The following is an 18581-nucleotide window of genomic DNA, read 5'->3' on the forward strand; positions in this document are numbered from 1 at the left end:
GCAGAGAACACAGAGGGCGCAGAGAGAAGGAAATGCGGAGAATGGGGAAACACAGTTAAATTCATCCGTGTATCCGTGTCAAAATCCGTTTGTGCCTGCCTTTATTTGCTGTCGGCAGTGCGACTTTGTGACCTTACTGTTGGTACTAAGTCGGGAAAGTATTCGGGCATAAAATGCTGTCCACCTGGTTTGGAACTGCCCATTTCTGGTTCTAATACGGGAAGAGACTTTTGATTGTTTTGACCGCCGCTTTCTGTACTATCGGCGGGCAGCCAATTTAAGAAAGGTAGCGGCAGAAGTGTGGACAGGTTTGTGATGACAATTAGCAGCCAGAGGTTATCGAAATTGCGATCGGTAATTCCTAGCAAGTGGGTCAAAAGTGCGCCGCCTTCATGAGACAAAAGTCCTGCTAAATTTGTGATTGACATCAGCAGCGCAAATAAAGTTGCTTCGACGCCTGGGGGACACAAGCGGGCGGAGAGTACCAGCACCGGCATATAAGCAATTTGTCCGATTACTGTCAGGATCAGGCTGTCTCCGATGCTGAACCATTGATCGTCAATTCCTAAAGCTCGGTTCGCATGAGTTACTAATAATAAAGTAGTCATGCCCAAAGCAGTCGCCAGGACGGTTGACCAGGCAAAAATTACTCGAAATGGAACTGTTTTGAGGAATCGCTGAAACAGCCAGACGCCTGCGAGGGCTGCAATGCTGGTAACGAGGCGCACTCGGCCGAGAAATTCTGGTTGAAAGCCTAATTCGTTGGTGGTGAAAAAGAAGAAGGCGGAGTCTGAGCTTGGGGTGGCTTGCAAGAGGAAGAGAAAGGCGGTGGGCAGCCAAATTGTTTTTTGGGTAACAGCTTGCCGCAGTTGTTTGAATTGGTCTTTGACAGTTTCAAAGTCGGTTTTTTTGTCAGTTTTTTCTTCGGCAATTAACCAAGCTGTTGCTGATACAATTAGCGGGAAAGATGCGGTGATTAAAAATATTGTGTGGGTGCTGAAGTGTTGCAGTAGGGAACCGCTGAGGTAGGCGGTAATTAGTCCGCCGAGGGCTGCAGCGCCCCAAGACAAGGATTGCAGGGAACCGGCGTCGGTAACGGATTCTTTTCTGGCCCTTTCGACTACCAGGGAGTCGGCGATTACGTCGCTGACGGCGAGGGAGAGGGAACTCAGGGCGATCGCGCCTGTAGCGGCAAGCGGTGTGTGTACAATTGTTGCGAGGCTCACCCATGCTAAGGTTCCCAGCAGCCCGGAGAGGACGATGTAAGGGCGTCTGCGGTAGCCGAATATCGGCAAGCCGTCCGACATGAAGCCGAACACGGGTTTAATAATCCAAGGCAGGGCTACGACGCCCAGCATGGCGGAGACTTCTGCCGGACTCATGCCGAGTTCGTCTTTGAGAAAGAAGCTGACGGCTAAGCGGGCGAGTCCGAGAATGCCTTGGACGAAGTAAATCAGTAAGATGGCTATGAGTTCGGGGGTTGGCTCATTCCCAAAGAATACTTTTTCTTTTAAAGATTCTTTGAGTTTGCTGACGCCGGAGGGGGAAACGAGCATTTGAGCAATATTTCTTAATGAATCTCAATATTTATAACACATTCTTAATGACTTCCGGGAACTGTCGGAGGTGGGATGCGAAAGTGACGGGGAAGTGGCACGTAATATAAAATTATGATGAGCTCGAATTAAAGGATTTTTGGTAGCAATGAAAGCAGAGATTAGAATTGTCTTTCTCGCAGCGGCTTGGATTTTAGGAATGGGGGCTAATTTAGCCTCAGCAATACCCGTTGCTAACAAGCAAGGTGATTATCCGGTGCCACCTGCGAGACAGCGGGGCAACAGGCAGGTAAATTGGTTGGTTGTTGACTCTGATTCTAAAGGGTTAAATTGCCGGATGGCTCAGAGATTTCGATCAATTTCTGTAGACGGTTTGGATGCGCCTGCTGAGTTGTTTGAAAGAAATAAACATAATGTTTCGCAGTGGCCTGTGGTGACTGTTTTTCGGCGGGGACAGCGCTTGGAAGCGGTGACGGGAAATAATGCTAATCAAATTATGATTTCTGACAATCAAGGCCAACCTTGGCTGCCGATTTCAACTGATAAGGGTAATTGTTTTGTGCGGGCTAACAGCCGTTTTATTAAACCGATTCGGGAAAATCCTACTACTTTGAAACCTTTAGAATAGCTAATTTTTTTTTTGATAAGAGTGAGCAAGTGGTGAAAGGAATGTTTTATGATTATCGATCCTAAAAATGTGCCAGAAATTACGGGTTCCAAGTACCCTCAGCAATTCCAATCTGCTGTTGCGGGGAGAGTTAAAAAACGCTTGGGCGATGCTGCCGGATTGCAGAATTTTGGGGTAAATTTGGTGAGGCTGGCGCCGGGAAGTTGTTCTGCTCTCAGGCACTGGCATACCCGTCAAGATGAGTTAATCTATGTTCTGGAAGGGGAAGTTACTCTGATTACAAATTCGGGAGAGCAAGTGCTGAAACCGGGTATGGCGGCGGGTTTTCGGGCGGGGGATGCAGATGGGCATCATTTAGTCAACCGCTCGAATGCAGAGGTTGTTTATCTGGAAATTGGCGATCGCACTCCGGGAGATAGTGCGGAATATCCCGATGACGATCTAATTGCGAAAGCTAACGGGAATAGTTGGATTTTTACTCGCAAAAACGGCGAGGTTTATGAGAGTTGAAAATTTATGAGTCAAGTGAATCTTTGGACTTCGGCGGAACACGCTTTGTGGTATCTTGCTAAAGCTGATGGAATTCCTCACCGCACTGAAGGTGAAGCGGTTTTGTTGGAGGAAGTGCCGAAAAATGTTAAGCGAATTCTGGATGTGGGCACGGGAGACGGGCGGTTGTTGGGTCTGCTTAAGTGCGATCGACCAAATATTGAATGTGTGGCGATCGACTTTTCGCCGACAATGCTGGAAAAAGCCAGAATTCGCTTTGCTGATGACCAAAATGTCACGGTAATCGAGCACAACTTTGATGAATCCTTACCGGATTTGGGCAAGTTTGATGCGGTTGTTTCTAGTTTTGCGATTCATCATGTAGCAGACGATCGCAAACGTTCGCTTTACGCTGAGATTTTCGAGCTTTTGGAACCCGGAGGCATCTTTTGCAATTTGGAGCACGTAGCGTCAGCAACTCCCGCTTTACACGAGAAATTTCGAGAGGCGCTGGGTATTAGTCACGAGCCCGAAGATCCGTCTAATAAATTGCTTGATGTCGAAACGCAACTGCGCTGGTTTAGAGAAATTGGTTTTACAGATGCAGACTGTTATTGGAAGTGGCGGGAACTCGCTTTATTAGTTGGGGTGAAACCAGTTTAGCTGCGGATAAGGACACGCCAGTTCCGTGTCCTTTTAAAATTGGAAACATTCAGTCAAAATCGATACTAGCCGTGTCTAATAACGAACCTGCGCCACACTTGCACCTCCTTTCTAGCTTTGAAGCGGGATGGGATGGTTTGAATCTCATCTACGAGCTAGAACCTGCTGACGAAATGCCGGAAACTGATTTAGGTCAGCACTTTATCATCATTGCTCAGAATGATTTTCGGGCTAGTTTTATGTTTAATGGAAGTTGGCAGCACGTAGATTATGCCAACGGCGATATTGCTATTATTCCTGCTACTCAAACTTTTCCTAGAACATTAGTCGATCGCGAAGTTCCATTAATTGAGTTATTTCTCGAACCTGCAATGCTTGCCCGCGCTGCTTTTGAATCTGTGAATGCCGATCGCATTGAGTTAGTGCCACAATTGCAGCTACGCGACCCATTAATTCAGCATATGGGGCTAGCCTTGAAGGAAGAACTAGCAGCCGGAGGTGCAGACAGCCGCCTCTATGCAGAGTCAATGGCAACAGCGCTTTCTGTGCATTTGCTGAGGCGCTACTGTTCCTTTCCAAAGGAGATTAAAAACTATACGGGCGGATTGTGCAAGTATCAGCTCAGGCAAGTATTCGATTATATTGACGAACATTTAGACCAGAATTTAAGTTTGGAAAAACTGAGTAGTGCCGTGCAGATAAGTCCGCATTATTTTGCTAGTTTATTCAAGCAATCTACAAAAGTTACACCTCATCAATATGTGATGAAATGCCGAATAGAGAGAGCAAAGCAGTTGCTTCAGCGCCGGGAGTTGACACTTGTAGAAATCTGTCACCAAGTCGGCTTTCAAAGTCAAAGTCATTTCACCAGAGTTTTTCGCCAATACGCCAAAACTACGCCAAAGGCATATAGAGATGCGCTTTGAAGGTTGGGAAGATTAGGACATTTTTGGGAAGATTGGGCAAGACAGCGGCAAAGTGCGATCGCTAAATTTAGTACCTACCGACAATTTCTTTTAAGGAGTAACCAAGGATGAAAGGTACTAAATTTGCTTTTGAAGGATGGAGCATCGTTGGTTTATCTGCGCTGATAGTTGGCATTGTGCTTGGTGTTATCTGGCTGATTCACGGTGTTGATGAACAAGGGATGCGGATGGCTATTCGAGCAACTGCTCGTACTTCGTGTATCTTATTTCTCAGTGCTTTTGTTGCTTCTGCACTTCGCAGGCTTTGGCCAACTACATTTACACAGTGGCTCTTAAAAAATCGCCGCTATTTGGGGGTATCGATGGCAGTGTCGCATACGTATCACGCGATCGCGTGGAGCGGCTTGTGGTTTGCAACCTCTGGAGCATCGCCTAAGTTTGACCCTCTGGGGATCTTAGGCTATGTCTTCCTTTTTGCGATGACTGTAACATCTTTTGAGCGATCGGCAGCATGGATAGGTCAACGAGCCTGGAAAATTTTGCACAATGCTGGAATGCACTATTTTTGGCTGGCTTTTACCTTTGAATTCAGTACCAAGATTTTCAAGTCAATGCTCGTATATTTACCTTTAACAATGTTGCTAGTTGCAGCAATTATGATTCGCCTAGTTTCTCCTAGAATACAGAGAAAATTAGTTAGTTAGGGCTTACACACTCCCACCAAAGAAACCGGGTTTTTTACCTAAGCTGCGGGCTATAACGAAGTATTTTCCTAAAAAAACCCGGTTTCTCGGTCCCTATGCGTAAGTTTTAATTAGGGCTTGCTGAATAATCGAGCGCAAACTACGAACAGGAGCGATCGATATCTGAAAGCTGGGTTAAATATAAGTTTTTTCTGTATCGATTCCACCAAATATAATTGTAGATTATCTTCGACCCAAAAACAGGCGTTCTTTTTCCAAATAGACATAAAAACACACAAAAAACCCGGCGCCACCAGGTAGTAAGGTTCATGACCAAAAAAGTAATTGCAATAACTGTACCAGATGTATTATCGAGTTTAGCCATCACTCGATTCAGGCCGAATCTTCGTTTCCCTTGTCCAAACTTTCCCTCAATCGCATTGCGAATTCTCTCATCTTCCAACGCTTGCCTCTTTTTTGATTTACTCACATTTGCTGGAGGTCTTCCTAGAGGAGGTCCACTGAGCCTAATTCCTTTTTCTTTACACCATGCTCGGTTTTCCCGATTTCGGTAAATGCGATCTGCATGAACTGACTCTGGATAGTATCCCGTGAATCTATAATAAGCTTCTACTTGGGCTTTTAAGTCCCCTGATTCGTTAAAACTATCCCAGCTCATCCGGTGTAAAAATACATATCCTTCAAAACAACTGGCCGATAGTTTAGCTCCAAACTCTACGCTTTTCCCTGCTTTACCTCTGACAATAGGACGAATGTGGGGTTGACTTAAACTTACTATTCTATCCTCAATGCTCTGTTTATTGTTATCAAATAACCACTGTTGTTGGCGAGTTACTTCTGTGAGGACTAGCAAGGTTTTATATTGCTGTTTGTTCAAACTTTCTAGGGTCGCACCTGCATCGATTAGCTGTTCAATATGAGCTAGGTTTCTTTTTATATATTGAAGTTGTTTTTTTATTGCCTGTCTTCTTTTGTTTCGAGTGGGTCGTCTTTGTTTCGCTACTGCTAAGTAGTCTTTTCTTGCTAGATTACGGTAGGTTCTTGGTTTTTTAGGGGTTTTTTCTTTGATTTGTTTATACAGGATATCTATGATTTTTTCTGTATGAACTCTGGCTCCGTTTAATAGTCCTAAGTCGGTCGGATAACTAATGTCGGCTGGCGCGCAGGTTGCATCTACGATCAACTTACCGCGATTGGGTGACTCATTTTTGGCGTCCGAATCCTTTTTTTTTTCGGGTTTGATTGGGGTGAGGGAGCGCATTTTTTCGACCAGGCGCTCGTTGACTTTATTAATTAGGTTGGCACTGATTCGTTGCCGAAAATGTACTAATAGTGATGGGTCAAAGGGTAGTTCATTGCTGTAGCTTGATTGACCGATGAAGTATTGTAGATAGGGGTTTTCCCGGATCTGTTCTACTGTTTCGCGATCACTAATTCCTAATTTTTCTTTAATAATTAATGCCCCCAACGCCATCCGAAAGGATTTAGCTGGTGCGCCCTTTTCTGTGGGGAAGTTTTGAGCATATTCTGCTTCAAATTCATCCCACGGGATTATTTGGACCATTTTTACCCAACGGTTATCTGGTGACAAGCTGCCTCCAAAGGGCAGTTCAAACTCGGATGGGGGACTTGGGGCAAGCTCAGCTTTTTTGTACACGCTCGCAGATTGTGATGCACGGGTTTTGATCTATTTTACCTGTTTTTCACGGCGATGACTCTTGATCGCACGCTCTTTTAACCCAGGCTACGTCAAGTGCGATCGATATATTCAGCAAGCCCTAATTAAATTAAATCTGGTACATCAGGTTTGATTCGGCGCTCGTACCAGTTCATTAGCGGGGTGGAGCTGATGCCGTGCAAAATCACAGAAAGTACGATCGTTGTAAAGGTAATCCAGGCAATTTTTTCTGCGGTTTCGCCTTTCAAACCTTTACCAAAAGCATAGGTAAGATAATAGATAGAACCGACGCCACGAATGCCGAACCAACCGCAGAGCAAGCGGCTGGCGGGATGCCAAGGACTGCCGATCGTACTAATCCAAGCTCCCACAGGTCGGATTAAAAAAATTAACAATCCAGCTACTAAGAGGGAGTATCCTCCATAAGCCAACATAGGCTCTAGGCGCAAAAGCGAACCTAATAGTAAAATAGTTGCTACTTCCATTAACTTTTCTATGCGCTCGGTAAAGTGCAGTTGGGAAAGCGGTTTTTCTGGGTCGCGATAAGTCCGCTGCGCCACAATTCCTGCTACAAAAACTGCGAGAAATCCGTAGCCGTTGACTACTTCTGTGAGGGAATATGTGATCAGAATTGTGCTGAGGGCAATGAAATCTTCCATTAATTGATCGGCCGGTTGATAGCGTTGGAGTCGGCGATCGATCCAGGTGACGGCTTTAGCTACTAAAATTCCCATAACGATAGCTGCACCAATCGCCCAAATCAAGTCAACTGCCACCCACTGCGAAAACCAGTTCGGCCAGTTGTTATCTTTTAGCGCATAAATGCCGAAATAAACAAAGGGAAACGCTAAAGCATCGTTTAAACCGCCTTCGGATGTTAAACCAAACCGCAATTCATCGCGATCGTCTATATCAGCTAACTGAACTTCTGAGGCTAAAACTGGATCGGTGGGAGCGAGAATTGCTCCAAGTAAAATTGCTGGACCCCAATCTAATTTCACACACCAATGACCCACAGCAGCCACCGCAAAAATAGAAATAGGCATTAAAAAACCGATCAGCCGCGCTGTGGAATTCCAGGCCCAAAGTTGCAGCGGGCGGTTCATTTTTAAGCCGCAACTGAACAGAGAAACAATAACTACAAATTCTGTAAGTCTTTCTATAAATTGAGCTTCGGGACGCAAGTTAATCAGCTTGGAGCCGTAGGGCCCCAATCCGATACCGACAACTAGATAAATTAAGGCATAAGATACAGGGAATCGCGAAATCCATCCGGAACCCAAGGTGACGGTCAGCAGGAGGATGCCAATAGCTAGCAAGTCGAGAATGTAAATATCCACCATAGCGATCGCACTTTTAATCAGGTTTACCAACTGCGATTTTTACAGCTAAAAGCTTCTGGGGCATCCACCGTCCGCTAGATTCAGCTATCCTCCGAAAGTTGCAGTTGTTATACCAAATTCTTTATGATTCTAGCCTGCTCCACTGGTCTTTGTCTTTGTGTCCCGTAAACTCCGTAACTTACAATCGCCCGGAATTGTTTATTTCACTTATCTAGCTAATAAATAAATAATAAATTAATAACTAATGGCAGATGACTAATGACTCAGGACTCATACCTAATTAGAAAGCCCACTTTTTTCAGTAGCGATGATGTGCAAATCTACGTGTTTGAGCGATCGCACTAACTGTTGAGTCAAAGAACCCCGCAGCAGCAATTTCCAGCGCGATTGCTGGCTTTCGCCGATCACAATTTGAGTAATGCGATACTGTTTAGCTACCTCCGAAATCGCTTTGGCTATATTAGTGCCGTTTACCCGCAAAAATTGCCCGTTAAATTCTTGACACAGTTTCTCACAAGTTTCAACGTGCAAGCTTTCTGCTTTTGTTAAAAATCGGTCTGGATCGTTGACAAACACAGCATAAAATGGGGCATTCATATAGCTAGCAATCCTCGCGCCTCGCCGCAGCAGTTGCAAGGAATTCGGATAAGTCGAGATGCACACTAAAACTCGTTCGTGAATGTTGCAAGATTGACCTTTTAAAGTTGCTGCATCGTCTTCCACAGTGTCTGCGACTTCTCGCAGGGCGAGTTCTCGCAAAGCGATTAAATGACGGCGCTGGAAAAAGTTTTCTAAAGATTGTTCAATTTTTTCTGGAGCATAAATTTTGCCTTCTAGCAACCTTTCTTCTAAAGTTTCCGGCGTGACATCGACAACGACTATTTCGTCAGCATCTTCGAGGACGCGATCGGGCACTCGCTCTCGCACTACAACTCCGGTAATTCGAGCTACTAAATCGTTGAGACTTTCTATGTGCTGAATGTTGAGGGTGGAGAAAACATCAATTCCAGCATTCAGAATTTGTTCGACATCTTGATATCGTTTTTCTCGCAGAGAACCCGGAATGTTTGTATGAGCTAGTTCGTCTATTAAGGCTAATTGGGGGCGGCGTGCTATGACAGCTTCAGTATCCATTTCGGTGAGTATTTTTTCGCGGCGCAGCATTTGTTTTTTGGGCACTATTTCTAGTCCCTCGCCTTTAGCTGCTGTCTCTTTTCGCCCGTGAGTTTCTAACAGTCCAATTACCACATCAATGCCTTCAGATTTGAGGCTGTGCCCTTCTTCCAGCATTCGGAAAGTTTTGCCGACACCGGGGGCCATGCCGATAAATATTTTGTGCTTGCCCCGGCGGGGAGTGCGATCGTAAGTGCGGTTTGGTTGGGCGTAAACCGCGTCTGGATTGTTGGTAATTTCGCTAGAGTGAATCATAGCTAAGTAGTGGGTAGTTAGTCAATCTCTAGTCATCAGTCAGTTTATGACCGATGACTGCCGACTGTTGTAAACTATTGTAAACCGTCGAGAGCCAAATTCAGTTTGAGGACGTTAACTCCCGGTTCGCCGAAAAGGCCGAGAAATCTGCCATCTGTATTTTTGGCTACCAACATTTCTACTTGATTGAAATTGAGCGCTCGCACCGTTGCTATCCGCTGAATTTGCGATCGAGCTGCCTCTACGCTAATGTGCGGATCGAGGCTAGAACCAGAGGTGTAGACTAAATCAGCCGTCGGTTGGATACCAGCTTTGTTGAGGCGATCTAATTCAACTTGCACCCCCTGAAAACCATCTTTATCATTGCCTCGCTTCAGCAACTCCGAGTTACTGGGGGCAAGGTTGCTAGCTCCCGAAACACCTGTTCTTTGACTAAAATTTTCTCCTTTTGTCGGATCGTAATTTTCTGTTGCAAAGCTGCTGTAATTTGTCGTGCTGGGACGGCTCCAAAAATATCTTTCTGAGGAGAAAGGTTGGCCAATTAACGACGAACCGACTATGACTCCTTGCTGGGTAATTAAGCTGCCGTTTGCCTGGGAGTTGAAGGCAATTTGACCGATTACTAGCAAGATTAAAGGGTAAATAATGGCTGTAATTCCCCACAAAACCAGGGTAACGCGAATGGATCTAATTATTTCTCTCATAAATGACCTGCCTCGGTTATTTGCTAAGGGTTAATTATTGACTAAAATCTTTCCGGCTGAAAGATGACTACAAACAGGTAAATAGAAAGGGCGATAACCACCAAACCTAGGAGACTTAAACCCCAGACAGCTTTTCGGGTCAAATCTTCACCTGCAGCAGCGTATACAGCGGGGGCAACTATAGCATTGAAACACATTACTAAAAATAGCTGCGCCGGGATTGGGTGGCGCTGCCAAAGCCTTTGAGCTAACTCAATAATTTCTTGGAAGTCTCTGGGAAAAATATCATTCAGCAAATCATTCCGTTTCATGAATTCTCCTTATTTTGGGAATAAATACCTGTCTTTCTATTGGATAATTGTTTGGAAAAAATTGAGGCAGGCCTCTGGATATGCGTTCCCCGGCACAGCCGGGGAACGAGATTAATCCGTGTATCCGTGGCAAAATCCTTGTCATGCTTTCCCGATCTATGCTAGCCCAACGGCGGTAATCAAAACATCAATAACTTTGATGGCGATAAACGGCGCGACTGCTCCGCCCAATCCGTAGATTAAAATATTCCGCTGCAACAGTTGATTTGCAGTCAAGGGTCTAAACTTTACACCAGTTAATGCTAGTGGAATCAAAGCGGGAATAATCAAAGCATTGTAAATTAATGCCGACAAAACTGCGGATTGACCGCTGGCTAAACCCATGACGTTTAAAGCGCCAACAGGGGAAAATATTGCCGGAATAATTGCAAAATATTTGGCAATGTCGTTCGCCAGCGAAAACGTAGTCAGCGCGCCGCGAGTAATCAGCAATTGTTTGCCAATTGTAACTAAATCAATTAGTTTGGTGGGATCGGAATCTAAGTCCACCATGTTTGCGGCTTCTTTTGCGGCTTGGGTCCCAGAATTCATCGCGAGTCCTACATTTGCCTGGGCTAGTGCGGGTGCGTCGTTGGTTCCGTCTCCTGTCATTGCTACTAATTTGCCTTCGGCTTGTTGCTTGCGAATTACGTCGATTTTGTCTTCGGGAGTTGCTTCGGCAATGAAGTCGTCAACGCCTGCTTCATCGGCAATTACTGATGCTGTAATTCGGTTATCTCCGGTGAGCATAATGGTACGAATTCCCATTTTTCGCAGTTGGTCAAATCGATCGCGAATTCCCGGTTTGATGACATCTTTTAAATAGATAATGCCGTAGGTGTCGCTGCCTTGACAAACAGCTAAGGGTGTGCCTCCCAAGCGGGAAACTCGCTCGTAAGCTTCATCGAGATCCGGCCCGAAATTGCCGCCGCGCGATCGCACAAAACCCTTCACCGCATCAACCGCACCCTTGCGAACCTCCGTCCCATCGGGCAAATCCGTGCCAGACATCCGCGTTTTTGCGGAAAAATCAAGCCCCGTGGCGTTGGTGCGATCGAAATCCACCTGTGCGCCCAAATTCTGAGCCAAACGGACGATCGACTTTCCCTCTGGAGTATCATCAAATACACTCGCAGTAAGGGCTACACTCGCAACCTCCTCCAGCGAGTGACCGTTTACCGGAATGAACTCCTCGGCTAAACGGTTCCCCAGCGTGATCGTCCCCGTTTTGTCCAAAATCAGCGTATTCACGTCGCCACAAGCCTCCACAGCGCGTCCAGAGGTCGCTATCACGTTAAACTGAGCGACGCGATCCATCCCCGCAATGCCGATCGCACTCAGCAAACCTCCAATGGTTGTTGGAATCAGCGCCACCAGCAGCGAAATCAGTGTCACCACGCCCACGGGAGTTTTCACATAACTTGCGATCGGCCCAATCGTCGAAACCACAATCAAAAACACCAGAGTCAGCACCGCCAGCAGAACCGTTAGCGCGATCTCGTTGGGGGTTTTCGACCTTTCGGCACCCTCCACCAGCGCGATCATCCTGTCCAAAAACCCTTTACCCGGATCGGCCATTACCCGCAGCGTCAGTTCATCAGAGAGGATGCGCGTGCCGCCGGTAACGGAACTGGCGATGTCCGAACCCGGTTCCTTGAGCACCGGTGCGGATTCGCCAGTGATCGCAGATTCATCCACCGACGCCACACCTGCGATCACTTCCCCGTCCGCAGGAATGACATCGCCTGCGATCACTTTAATTTGGTCGCCGCGTCTCAGGGATGTCGAACTCACTTCTTGAATTGAACCGTCTGGTAGGAGTTTGCGGGCTGTTGTGTCGGCTTTGGTCGATCGCAGGGCATCTGCTTGCGCTTTCCCCCGCCCTTCTGCTATCGCTTCGGCAAAATTAGCAAATACCAAAGTAAAGAACAAAATAAACGTGACTAAACCGTTAAAAACTCTCTGATTTTCGCCGGGAACCGGGCCGAACAGCGTCGGGTCGATCGTTAATAATGCAGTCACAATTGTGCCAACCCACACCACAAACATCACCGGATTTTTCAGCATCACCCGCGGGTTTAGCTTGACAAAAGCTTGTTTAAAAGCTCTTTGATAAAGACCTTTTGTATTTGCTTTTGGCGTGTGCTTGCGAGATTCGCGAGAGCCTCTAGCAGGTTTTTTTGGGGAATCAGGGGTATTGGAAGAAGCCATATCGATTGGGGATTTTTAAGGAACCACAGAGAACACAGAGAACACAGAGAAAGAGAAGAGTGAGGTTGAGGATTTTTGCTACTGAGGTGGAGGAGTTGGTGTTGCTAAAGGTGTTGTGGGTGCAGTTATCGGTGTGGACTCAAATTTGCCGTTGCTAATTTCATATCCTTCGGCAATTGGCCCTAAAGCTAGGACTGGGAAAAATGTCAGCGCGCCGAGAATTATGATTACTCCTGCGGTTACACTGGTGAACAAAACTGAATCTGTTCTGAGAGTACCCGTTGTTTCGGGAACCAGTTGTTTGTTAGTCATGCTGTCAGCTAAAAGCAGTAGGGCAATAATCGGAACGTAGCGCCCCAACAGCAGGCTAAAACAGGTGCTTAAATTCCACCAAAGTCCGGTAGGTGCGGGTTGAGAGTCGGCCAATCCTTCCAAGCCAGAACCGTTGTTAGCCGCCGCCGAAGCGTATTCGTACATCACCTGGGAAATGCCGTGAAATCCCGGGTTGCTGATGCCGCTCAAACTGTCGGTAAAGGCGAGAGAAATGGCACCGGGGATTAAAACTGCGATCGGGTGAATTAATAAAACAACGCTGGCTAAAACAATTTCCCGTTTCTCAATTTTGCGTCCCAAAAATTCCGGCGTTCTCCCTACCATCAATCCGGTGAGAAATACGCTCAAAATTGAGTAAATAAACAAGTAAGCCGTTCCCGTTCCTTGTCCGCCCCAAACGATTTGCAGAAACAAATTAAACAGAGTAGCAAAACCACCGGGAGGCATTAAAGAATCGTGCATCCCGTTGACAGCGCCGCACATTGTTCCCGTCGTAGTCACCGCCCACAGTGCAGTCTCGGCCCAGCCAAATCTAACTTCTTTGCCTTCTAAATTTGGTTGTTGCGCCCCCAGTAAATTATTAATTTGAGGGTTGCCGCCGTACTCGCCAAATGCTGCAACGCCAATCAAGATAACGTAGATGGCAAACACCATCCAAAAAATCAGCCATCCCTGCTTTTTGTTGTTGGCAAATCTGCCGTAGGTGTGAATCATAGCTGTTGGTATAGAAACCATTGCTAGTGTTTCCAGCAGGTTGGTAAAAGGGTTGGGATTTTCAAAAGGATGAGCCGAGTTAATGGCAAAAAATCCGCCGCCATTTTCTCCCAGTTGTTTGATGCTTTCAAAGTGAGCTACTGGGCCGCGAGCAATTATTTGCGTGCCGCCTTCTAATGTACGGGCTACTGCCGGCCCTGCTAGGGTTTCTGGCACTCCCGACATTAGCAAAAGTAAGGCAATTATTAAAGAAAGGGGTAGCAGAATTCGGGTGATTGATTGAATTAAATCGATGTAAAAGTTGCCCAATGGACGACCTGTTAAGCCCCGGATAAAAGCAATACCTACTGCTAAACCTGTAGCTGCTGAGGTAAACATTAAAAAACCCAGAGTTAACTGGGATAAATAAGGGAAGGTTGTCTCGCCGGAGTAATGCTGTTGGTCGGTATTTGTGAGGAATGAAATAGTTGTGTGCAGCGCTGTATCCCAGGTTGGGGCATTTAGGCTGGTGGGGTTTAAAGGCAGCACTCCCTGAAGCATAAAAATTAAAAAGACAAATATGCCCATTGCTGCATTGCTGTACAGTAACGATCGCGCATATTGCCAACCTGTCATCGAATCTATAGACCGGATATTGCTGGCTTTATAGATGAGTTGTTCTAGAGGTTTAATCGCGGGGTCGAGAATGGTTGGTTCTCCCATGTACACCCGCGCCATGTAATTACCAAAAATAGGGGCGATCGCTACTACAATGATTAGCGTTAATGCGATTTGAATTAATCCTTCAAGCATAACTGAGCCAATACTTCCTTAAAAGTGCAATCTGCTTTTAAAAATCAATATACTTGCCGTTAGGATTTTTGATAATCAGCCCGCAGGTATAAGTTGCTGTTTAGCCGTTATGCTTAGCTGCTATATATGTTCACGGTCAGACAAATATTTAAATATTTAGCAGTATCTATACTTGCAGATATAGATGTTATATAAACGCTTGTTTTTGCGTCACAGTAGACAAAATTTGGCGAAAAAAACCGCAGGTATAAGGCAGAGAGTAGAGTGTAAATATAAAATATAAAATGGATGGATAAAGGATGTTAAACAGATTATTAAAAATCACAGACAATCTGGGAATTCAAGAGAAGTATTTGCGGGGGAGGTGGTCGATCTCTCTTTTATTTGCGATCGTTGTAGTGCTGGAATTTACTACGCCGTCGGAGTATCTGTTTGGGTATTTATACACAGGGCCGATTTTACTGGCAAATTCGCGCTTAAGTCGGTTGGGTAAGTTGCAAATTACGCTGCTATCAGCAGCTTTAATGCTGTTAAATTTGTTTGTTCCTCCTGGAGAAGCGATCGCCCTAGCCACTGTCGCAAATAGAGCGATCGCAGTCATGGCTTTAGGAGTGACGGGATATTTGAGCGATCGCAACCAGCAGTACCAAGAGACGATCGCGATCGCTAAAGCTGAGTTGCAGTCGCAGCAGCAGCTAGCAAGCATCCGAGAAGATTTTGTCTCTACTTTGAGTCACGACTTAAAAACGCCGATGCTGGGGGCGATCGAAACCATTAAAGCTTTTCAGTCAGCAAAATTTGGGGATGTCACCGCCAGTCAGCAAAAAGTTCTCGAAACAATGGCGCGATCGCACAAAATGTCACTACAATTAGTAGAAACGCTGCTGGATGTTTACCGCAATGATGCCGAAGGTTTAAAACTGCAACTTGCGCCCGTAAATTTAGTAGCTTTGGCAGAAGAAGTAATCGCAACACTCATCCATTTGTCGGCGGCGCGTCGAGTTTACATTAGTATGAGTTACGGAGAGTCAGATTTCCGTCGCTCTTTGTGGGTAAATGGCGATGCGGTGCAACTCCAGCGCGTTTTTGTTAATCTGCTAACAAACGGAATTAACCATTCTCCTCGCGGCGGTAAAGTAGAAATTGTTATGGAATCTTATTCGAGTTATCAGGTGGTGAAAGTTATCGATAGCGGCTTGGGAATTACCGCCGATGAACTGCCCCACTTGTTTGAGCGTTTTTATCAAGGAAATGGCGATCGGCAAGCCAAAGGATCGGGATTGGGATTATACTTATCCCGCCAAATTATTGACGCGCACGGCGGTATAATTTGGGCAGAAAATAAATTGCCACACGGTGCTTTATTTGGATTCCGACTCCCTGCTATCCCACAGAAATGAAACCAGCTTATCCCTTGCGAATTCTCCTAGTTGAAGACGACGAACTGTTTAGGTTGGGGCTGCAAACCAGGTTGCAGCAAGAAAGTTGCTTGCAAGTAATTGCCGAGGCAGAAGATGGCGAAACAGCAGTAGAATTGACTCAGGAACACTTACCAGATGTGGTAGTTCTCGATGTTGGTTTGCCGGGAATTGGCGGTATTGAAGCGTGCCGCCAAATTAAAGAGCGACATCCAGCAATTCCAGTTTTAATTTTAACATCTCATTCTCAAAAATCCTTAATTGAAAGATTAATTGCAGCGGGAGCTCAGGGATATTGCCTCAAGGGAATTGCGGCGGAAACTTTGGTTTTGGCAATTCGATCGATAGCGGCGGGGGCTTCGTGGTGGGATAAGGTGGCAACTGCGGAAATTCGGGCGGTTTTTGCTAATCCTGAACCTGTGAAAGTAGGGTCAAAATCAGAAGTTTTGGAAAATCCGTTGACGAAGCGAGAACAGGAAATCTTGGCTTTAGTTGCGGGGGGGAAAAGTAATCAGGAAATTGCCCAAATATTGTACATTGCTCCGGGGACTGTGCGGGTTCACGTACACGCGATTTTGCAAAAGTTAGAAGTGCGCGATCGCACTCAAGCTGCTGTACTCGCAATTCAGAAAGGATTGGTTGCTGAAGAACTTTTGGCGATCGAACCTTGATAGGGCGGGTTTTGTACCGGAATTGTCGGTTTTTTAAAGGAATTATTGGCTAAACCTGCCCCTATCCAGATGCCTCTGTTGCAGGTTCACGGAAAATTAGTATCCTTCGTCTTGATTTTTAATTTTACTCCTGACATTTAAGGTTTGAATTTGCTACGCTCGATACACCTTAATTTTCCTACGGTCATCTAACCCGAGGTGTATTATGCCAACTTTTATCAGTTCAGTTTTTAGTTCGATCGCCTTTCTCGACTCTGCCCTTCCCGACAGCCAAACTCTCCGCAACGGCATCGCAGCGGGGACAGAAGTTATTACCATCGATGCGGCGCGGGATGGACTAGAACAAATCACGGCAGCGCTAGCGACTCGCAGCAATATTAAAAGTATTCATATCATCTCCCACGGTCGCCCCGCGAGTTTGCTGCTAGGCGCGATCGATCTAAACTTGACAAATTTAAAAACTTATGCTAAGCAATTGCAGCGTTGGTCGCGATCGCTGGCAGACAGTGGAGAGATTTTGCTTTATGGGTGCGATGTAGCGGCGGGGGAGAAGGGCGCTAACTTTGTGCAGCAACTGAGTCAGCTAACCCAGGCAAAAATTGCTGCTTCTAGCTCGCCGATCGGCAGTTCGGCTATGGGCGGAGATTGGGAATTAGATTATACAACAGGAGCGGTGTCCTCTGGGCTGGCGATCGACCCAGCCACAATGGCAGCTTATCAATTTGTGTTCGGCTTTACCCTCTACGACGGCACAAGTAACTTTGGGCCTTTTTCTGGTCAAACACCGGGCATTGGGGCATCAGGTAGCACTCAATTAGCTTACGGGCAGATACCTCTACCTTTCCCAGTGGGTACTGCTCCCCTTGCCACTGGTGCGTTCTCGCCCAACACGACGGGCCTTAATACTGCTACGCTGACTGCCGCGAATAACACTACAGGCTACGCGGGCTATACCAACTACCTGTACACCCCTAATCCCGCGCCAGGAACATTTAGTCTAGTTAACCCAAGTTTCCCGGCACTCAACCGCACCAACGGTTACAGCGTTTCTTTTCGAGTTGCAGTAACGGCTGAAAACAGTAATAGTGACAATCGGGCAGGTTTCAGCATCATCGCCATTAGCAGCGACGCTCAAAATGGCATTGAACTGGGTTTCACCAACCGCAACCCCGGCGCCAACGGAAGTATCTTTGCTCAAAACGGTGGCGCATCGCCAACTCTGTTTACTCGCGGGGAAAATGCACCTTTTAACATCAGCACTCCTACAGACTACACACTGGTAGTTCAAGGCAGCACTTACAGCCTGTTTGCCGACGGCGCAGCAATACCAGGTCTGACAAATCAGCAGCTACGCAACTACACGGCTTTTGATGAAAAAGCCAGTCAGCCGCCTTTACCCTACGATCCCTACAGCCAGGCAAACTTCCTATTTTTCGGCGACGCCACAGACCAAGCAAGTGCCGCTTTTACTCTCGGCCCCATCTCGGTTAATAATTTCCCGGTAGCCGTCAATGACAACTACAGCGTCTTGCACGACAAAGTTCTCAGCGTTGCCGTGCCCGGAGTCTTAGGCAACGACTTCGACCCAGATTTGGACACGCTGAGTGCCGCCTTAGTTACAGCCCCGACTAACGGTACGATCGCATTCAACAAAAGTGGCGACTTCACTTATACTCCCAAAGCCGGCTTTTCCGGCATAGATACCTTCACCTACAGCGTTAGCGACGGCGCTGCAACTCTCCCCGCCACGGTGAATATCAACGTTACTAACTTTCCCCCGATCGTACAAGCTGACAACTACAGCGTCTTGCACGACAAAGTTCTCAGCGTTGCCGTGCCCGGAGTCTTAGGCAACGACTTCGACCCAGATTTGGACACGCTGAGTGCCGCCTTAGTTACAGCCCCGACTAACGGTACGATCGCATTCAACAAAAGTGGCGACTTCACTTATACTCCCAAAGCCGGCTTTTCCG

General features: G+C 46.5%; 16 protein-coding genes. 8 read left to right on the forward strand and 8 right to left on the reverse strand.

The window, feature by feature from the left end; genetic code table 11:
• Positions 1-101: 101 nt before the first annotated feature.
• Positions 102-1556, reverse strand: coding sequence for a folate/biopterin family MFS transporter (locus tag NDI35_RS01635; RefSeq protein ID WP_445311203.1), 1455 nt, complete (start codon positions 1554-1556; stop codon positions 102-104).
• A gap of 148 nt (positions 1557-1704) precedes the next feature.
• Here NDI35_RS01635 and NDI35_RS01640 point away from each other — a divergent pair, with 148 nt between their 5' ends.
• The 5 genes from NDI35_RS01640 to NDI35_RS01660 all read left to right on the forward strand — a co-directional run bounded on the left by NDI35_RS01640 (position 1705) and on the right by NDI35_RS01660 (position 4966).
• Entirely contained in the window at positions 1705-2184 is a 480-nt protein-coding gene (locus NDI35_RS01640; RefSeq protein ID WP_445311204.1) for a hypothetical protein, read from the forward strand.
• A 48-nt stretch (positions 2185-2232) separates the two neighbouring features.
• Entirely contained in the window at positions 2233-2694 is a 462-nt protein-coding gene (locus NDI35_RS01645; RefSeq protein WP_445311205.1) for a cupin domain-containing protein, read from the forward strand.
• Positions 2695-2700: 6 nt separating this feature from the next.
• Complete coding sequence (locus NDI35_RS01650; RefSeq protein ID WP_445311206.1) at positions 2701-3336, forward strand: class I SAM-dependent methyltransferase; 636 nt, start codon at positions 2701-2703, stop codon at positions 3334-3336.
• 71 nt (positions 3337-3407) lie between these two features.
• Positions 3408-4262 carry an AraC family transcriptional regulator gene (locus NDI35_RS01655; protein WP_445311207.1) on the forward strand — a complete coding sequence of 285 codons (855 nt, stop codon included), beginning with the start codon at positions 3408-3410 and terminating at the stop codon, positions 4260-4262.
• 107 nt (positions 4263-4369) lie between these two features.
• Positions 4370-4966, forward strand: a complete 597-nt coding sequence (locus tag NDI35_RS01660) for a ferric reductase-like transmembrane domain-containing protein (RefSeq protein ID WP_445311208.1) — start codon at positions 4370-4372, stop codon at positions 4964-4966.
• 139 nt (positions 4967-5105) lie between these two features.
• On the opposite strand, the gene NDI35_RS01665 is transcribed toward NDI35_RS01660, so the two are convergent.
• The 7 genes from NDI35_RS01665 to kdpA form a co-directional block, all read right to left on the reverse strand.
• Positions 5106-6623: an IS5 family transposase gene (locus NDI35_RS01665; RefSeq protein WP_445311209.1), complete on the reverse strand. Its 1518-nt coding sequence runs from the start codon at positions 6621-6623 to the stop codon at positions 5106-5108.
• Positions 6624-6748: 125 nt separating this feature from the next.
• Positions 6749-8017 (reverse strand): cation:proton antiporter, encoded by a 1269-nt coding sequence (locus NDI35_RS01670; RefSeq protein WP_445311210.1) that lies wholly within the window; start codon positions 8015-8017, stop codon positions 6749-6751.
• A 246-nt stretch (positions 8018-8263) separates the two neighbouring features.
• Positions 8264-9415, reverse strand: coding sequence for a universal stress protein (locus NDI35_RS01675; protein ID WP_445311211.1), 1152 nt, complete (start codon positions 9413-9415; stop codon positions 8264-8266).
• 74 nt (positions 9416-9489) lie between these two features.
• Positions 9490-10119 (reverse strand): K(+)-transporting ATPase subunit C, encoded by a 630-nt coding sequence (kdpC, locus tag NDI35_RS01680; protein ID WP_445311212.1) that lies wholly within the window; start codon positions 10117-10119, stop codon positions 9490-9492.
• Positions 10120-10160: 41 nt separating this feature from the next.
• A complete protein-coding gene (gene kdpF, locus NDI35_RS01685) occupies positions 10161-10430 on the reverse strand; it encodes a K(+)-transporting ATPase subunit F (protein ID WP_445311213.1) in 270 nt (89 codons plus the stop codon).
• A 156-nt stretch (positions 10431-10586) separates the two neighbouring features.
• Entirely contained in the window at positions 10587-12680 is a 2094-nt protein-coding gene (gene kdpB, locus NDI35_RS01690) for a potassium-transporting ATPase subunit KdpB (protein WP_445311214.1), read from the reverse strand.
• A gap of 78 nt (positions 12681-12758) precedes the next feature.
• Positions 12759-14519, reverse strand: coding sequence for a potassium-transporting ATPase subunit KdpA (gene kdpA / locus NDI35_RS01695; protein WP_445311215.1), 1761 nt, complete (start codon positions 14517-14519; stop codon positions 12759-12761).
• Positions 14520-14818: 299 nt separating this feature from the next.
• Here kdpA and NDI35_RS01700 point away from each other — a divergent pair, with 299 nt between their 5' ends.
• From NDI35_RS01700 to NDI35_RS01710, 3 genes are all read left to right on the forward strand, one after another.
• Entirely contained in the window at positions 14819-15919 is a 1101-nt protein-coding gene (locus NDI35_RS01700; protein ID WP_445311216.1) for a sensor histidine kinase, read from the forward strand.
• Positions 15916-16608, forward strand: a complete 693-nt coding sequence (locus NDI35_RS01705) for a response regulator transcription factor (protein ID WP_445311217.1) — start codon at positions 15916-15918, stop codon at positions 16606-16608. The genes NDI35_RS01700 and NDI35_RS01705 overlap by 4 nt, the downstream gene beginning before the upstream one ends.
• A gap of 205 nt (positions 16609-16813) precedes the next feature.
• Positions 16814-18581: DUF4347 domain-containing protein (locus NDI35_RS01710; RefSeq protein ID WP_445311218.1), on the forward strand; the 1768-nt coding region annotated here is incomplete at its 3' end.

Origin of the sequence: Microcoleus vaginatus FACHB-2002, assembly GCF_040004035.1 — a bacterium.
GTDB classification, from domain to species: Bacteria; Cyanobacteriota; Cyanobacteriia; order Cyanobacteriales; family Microcoleaceae; genus Microcoleus; species Microcoleus vaginatus_C.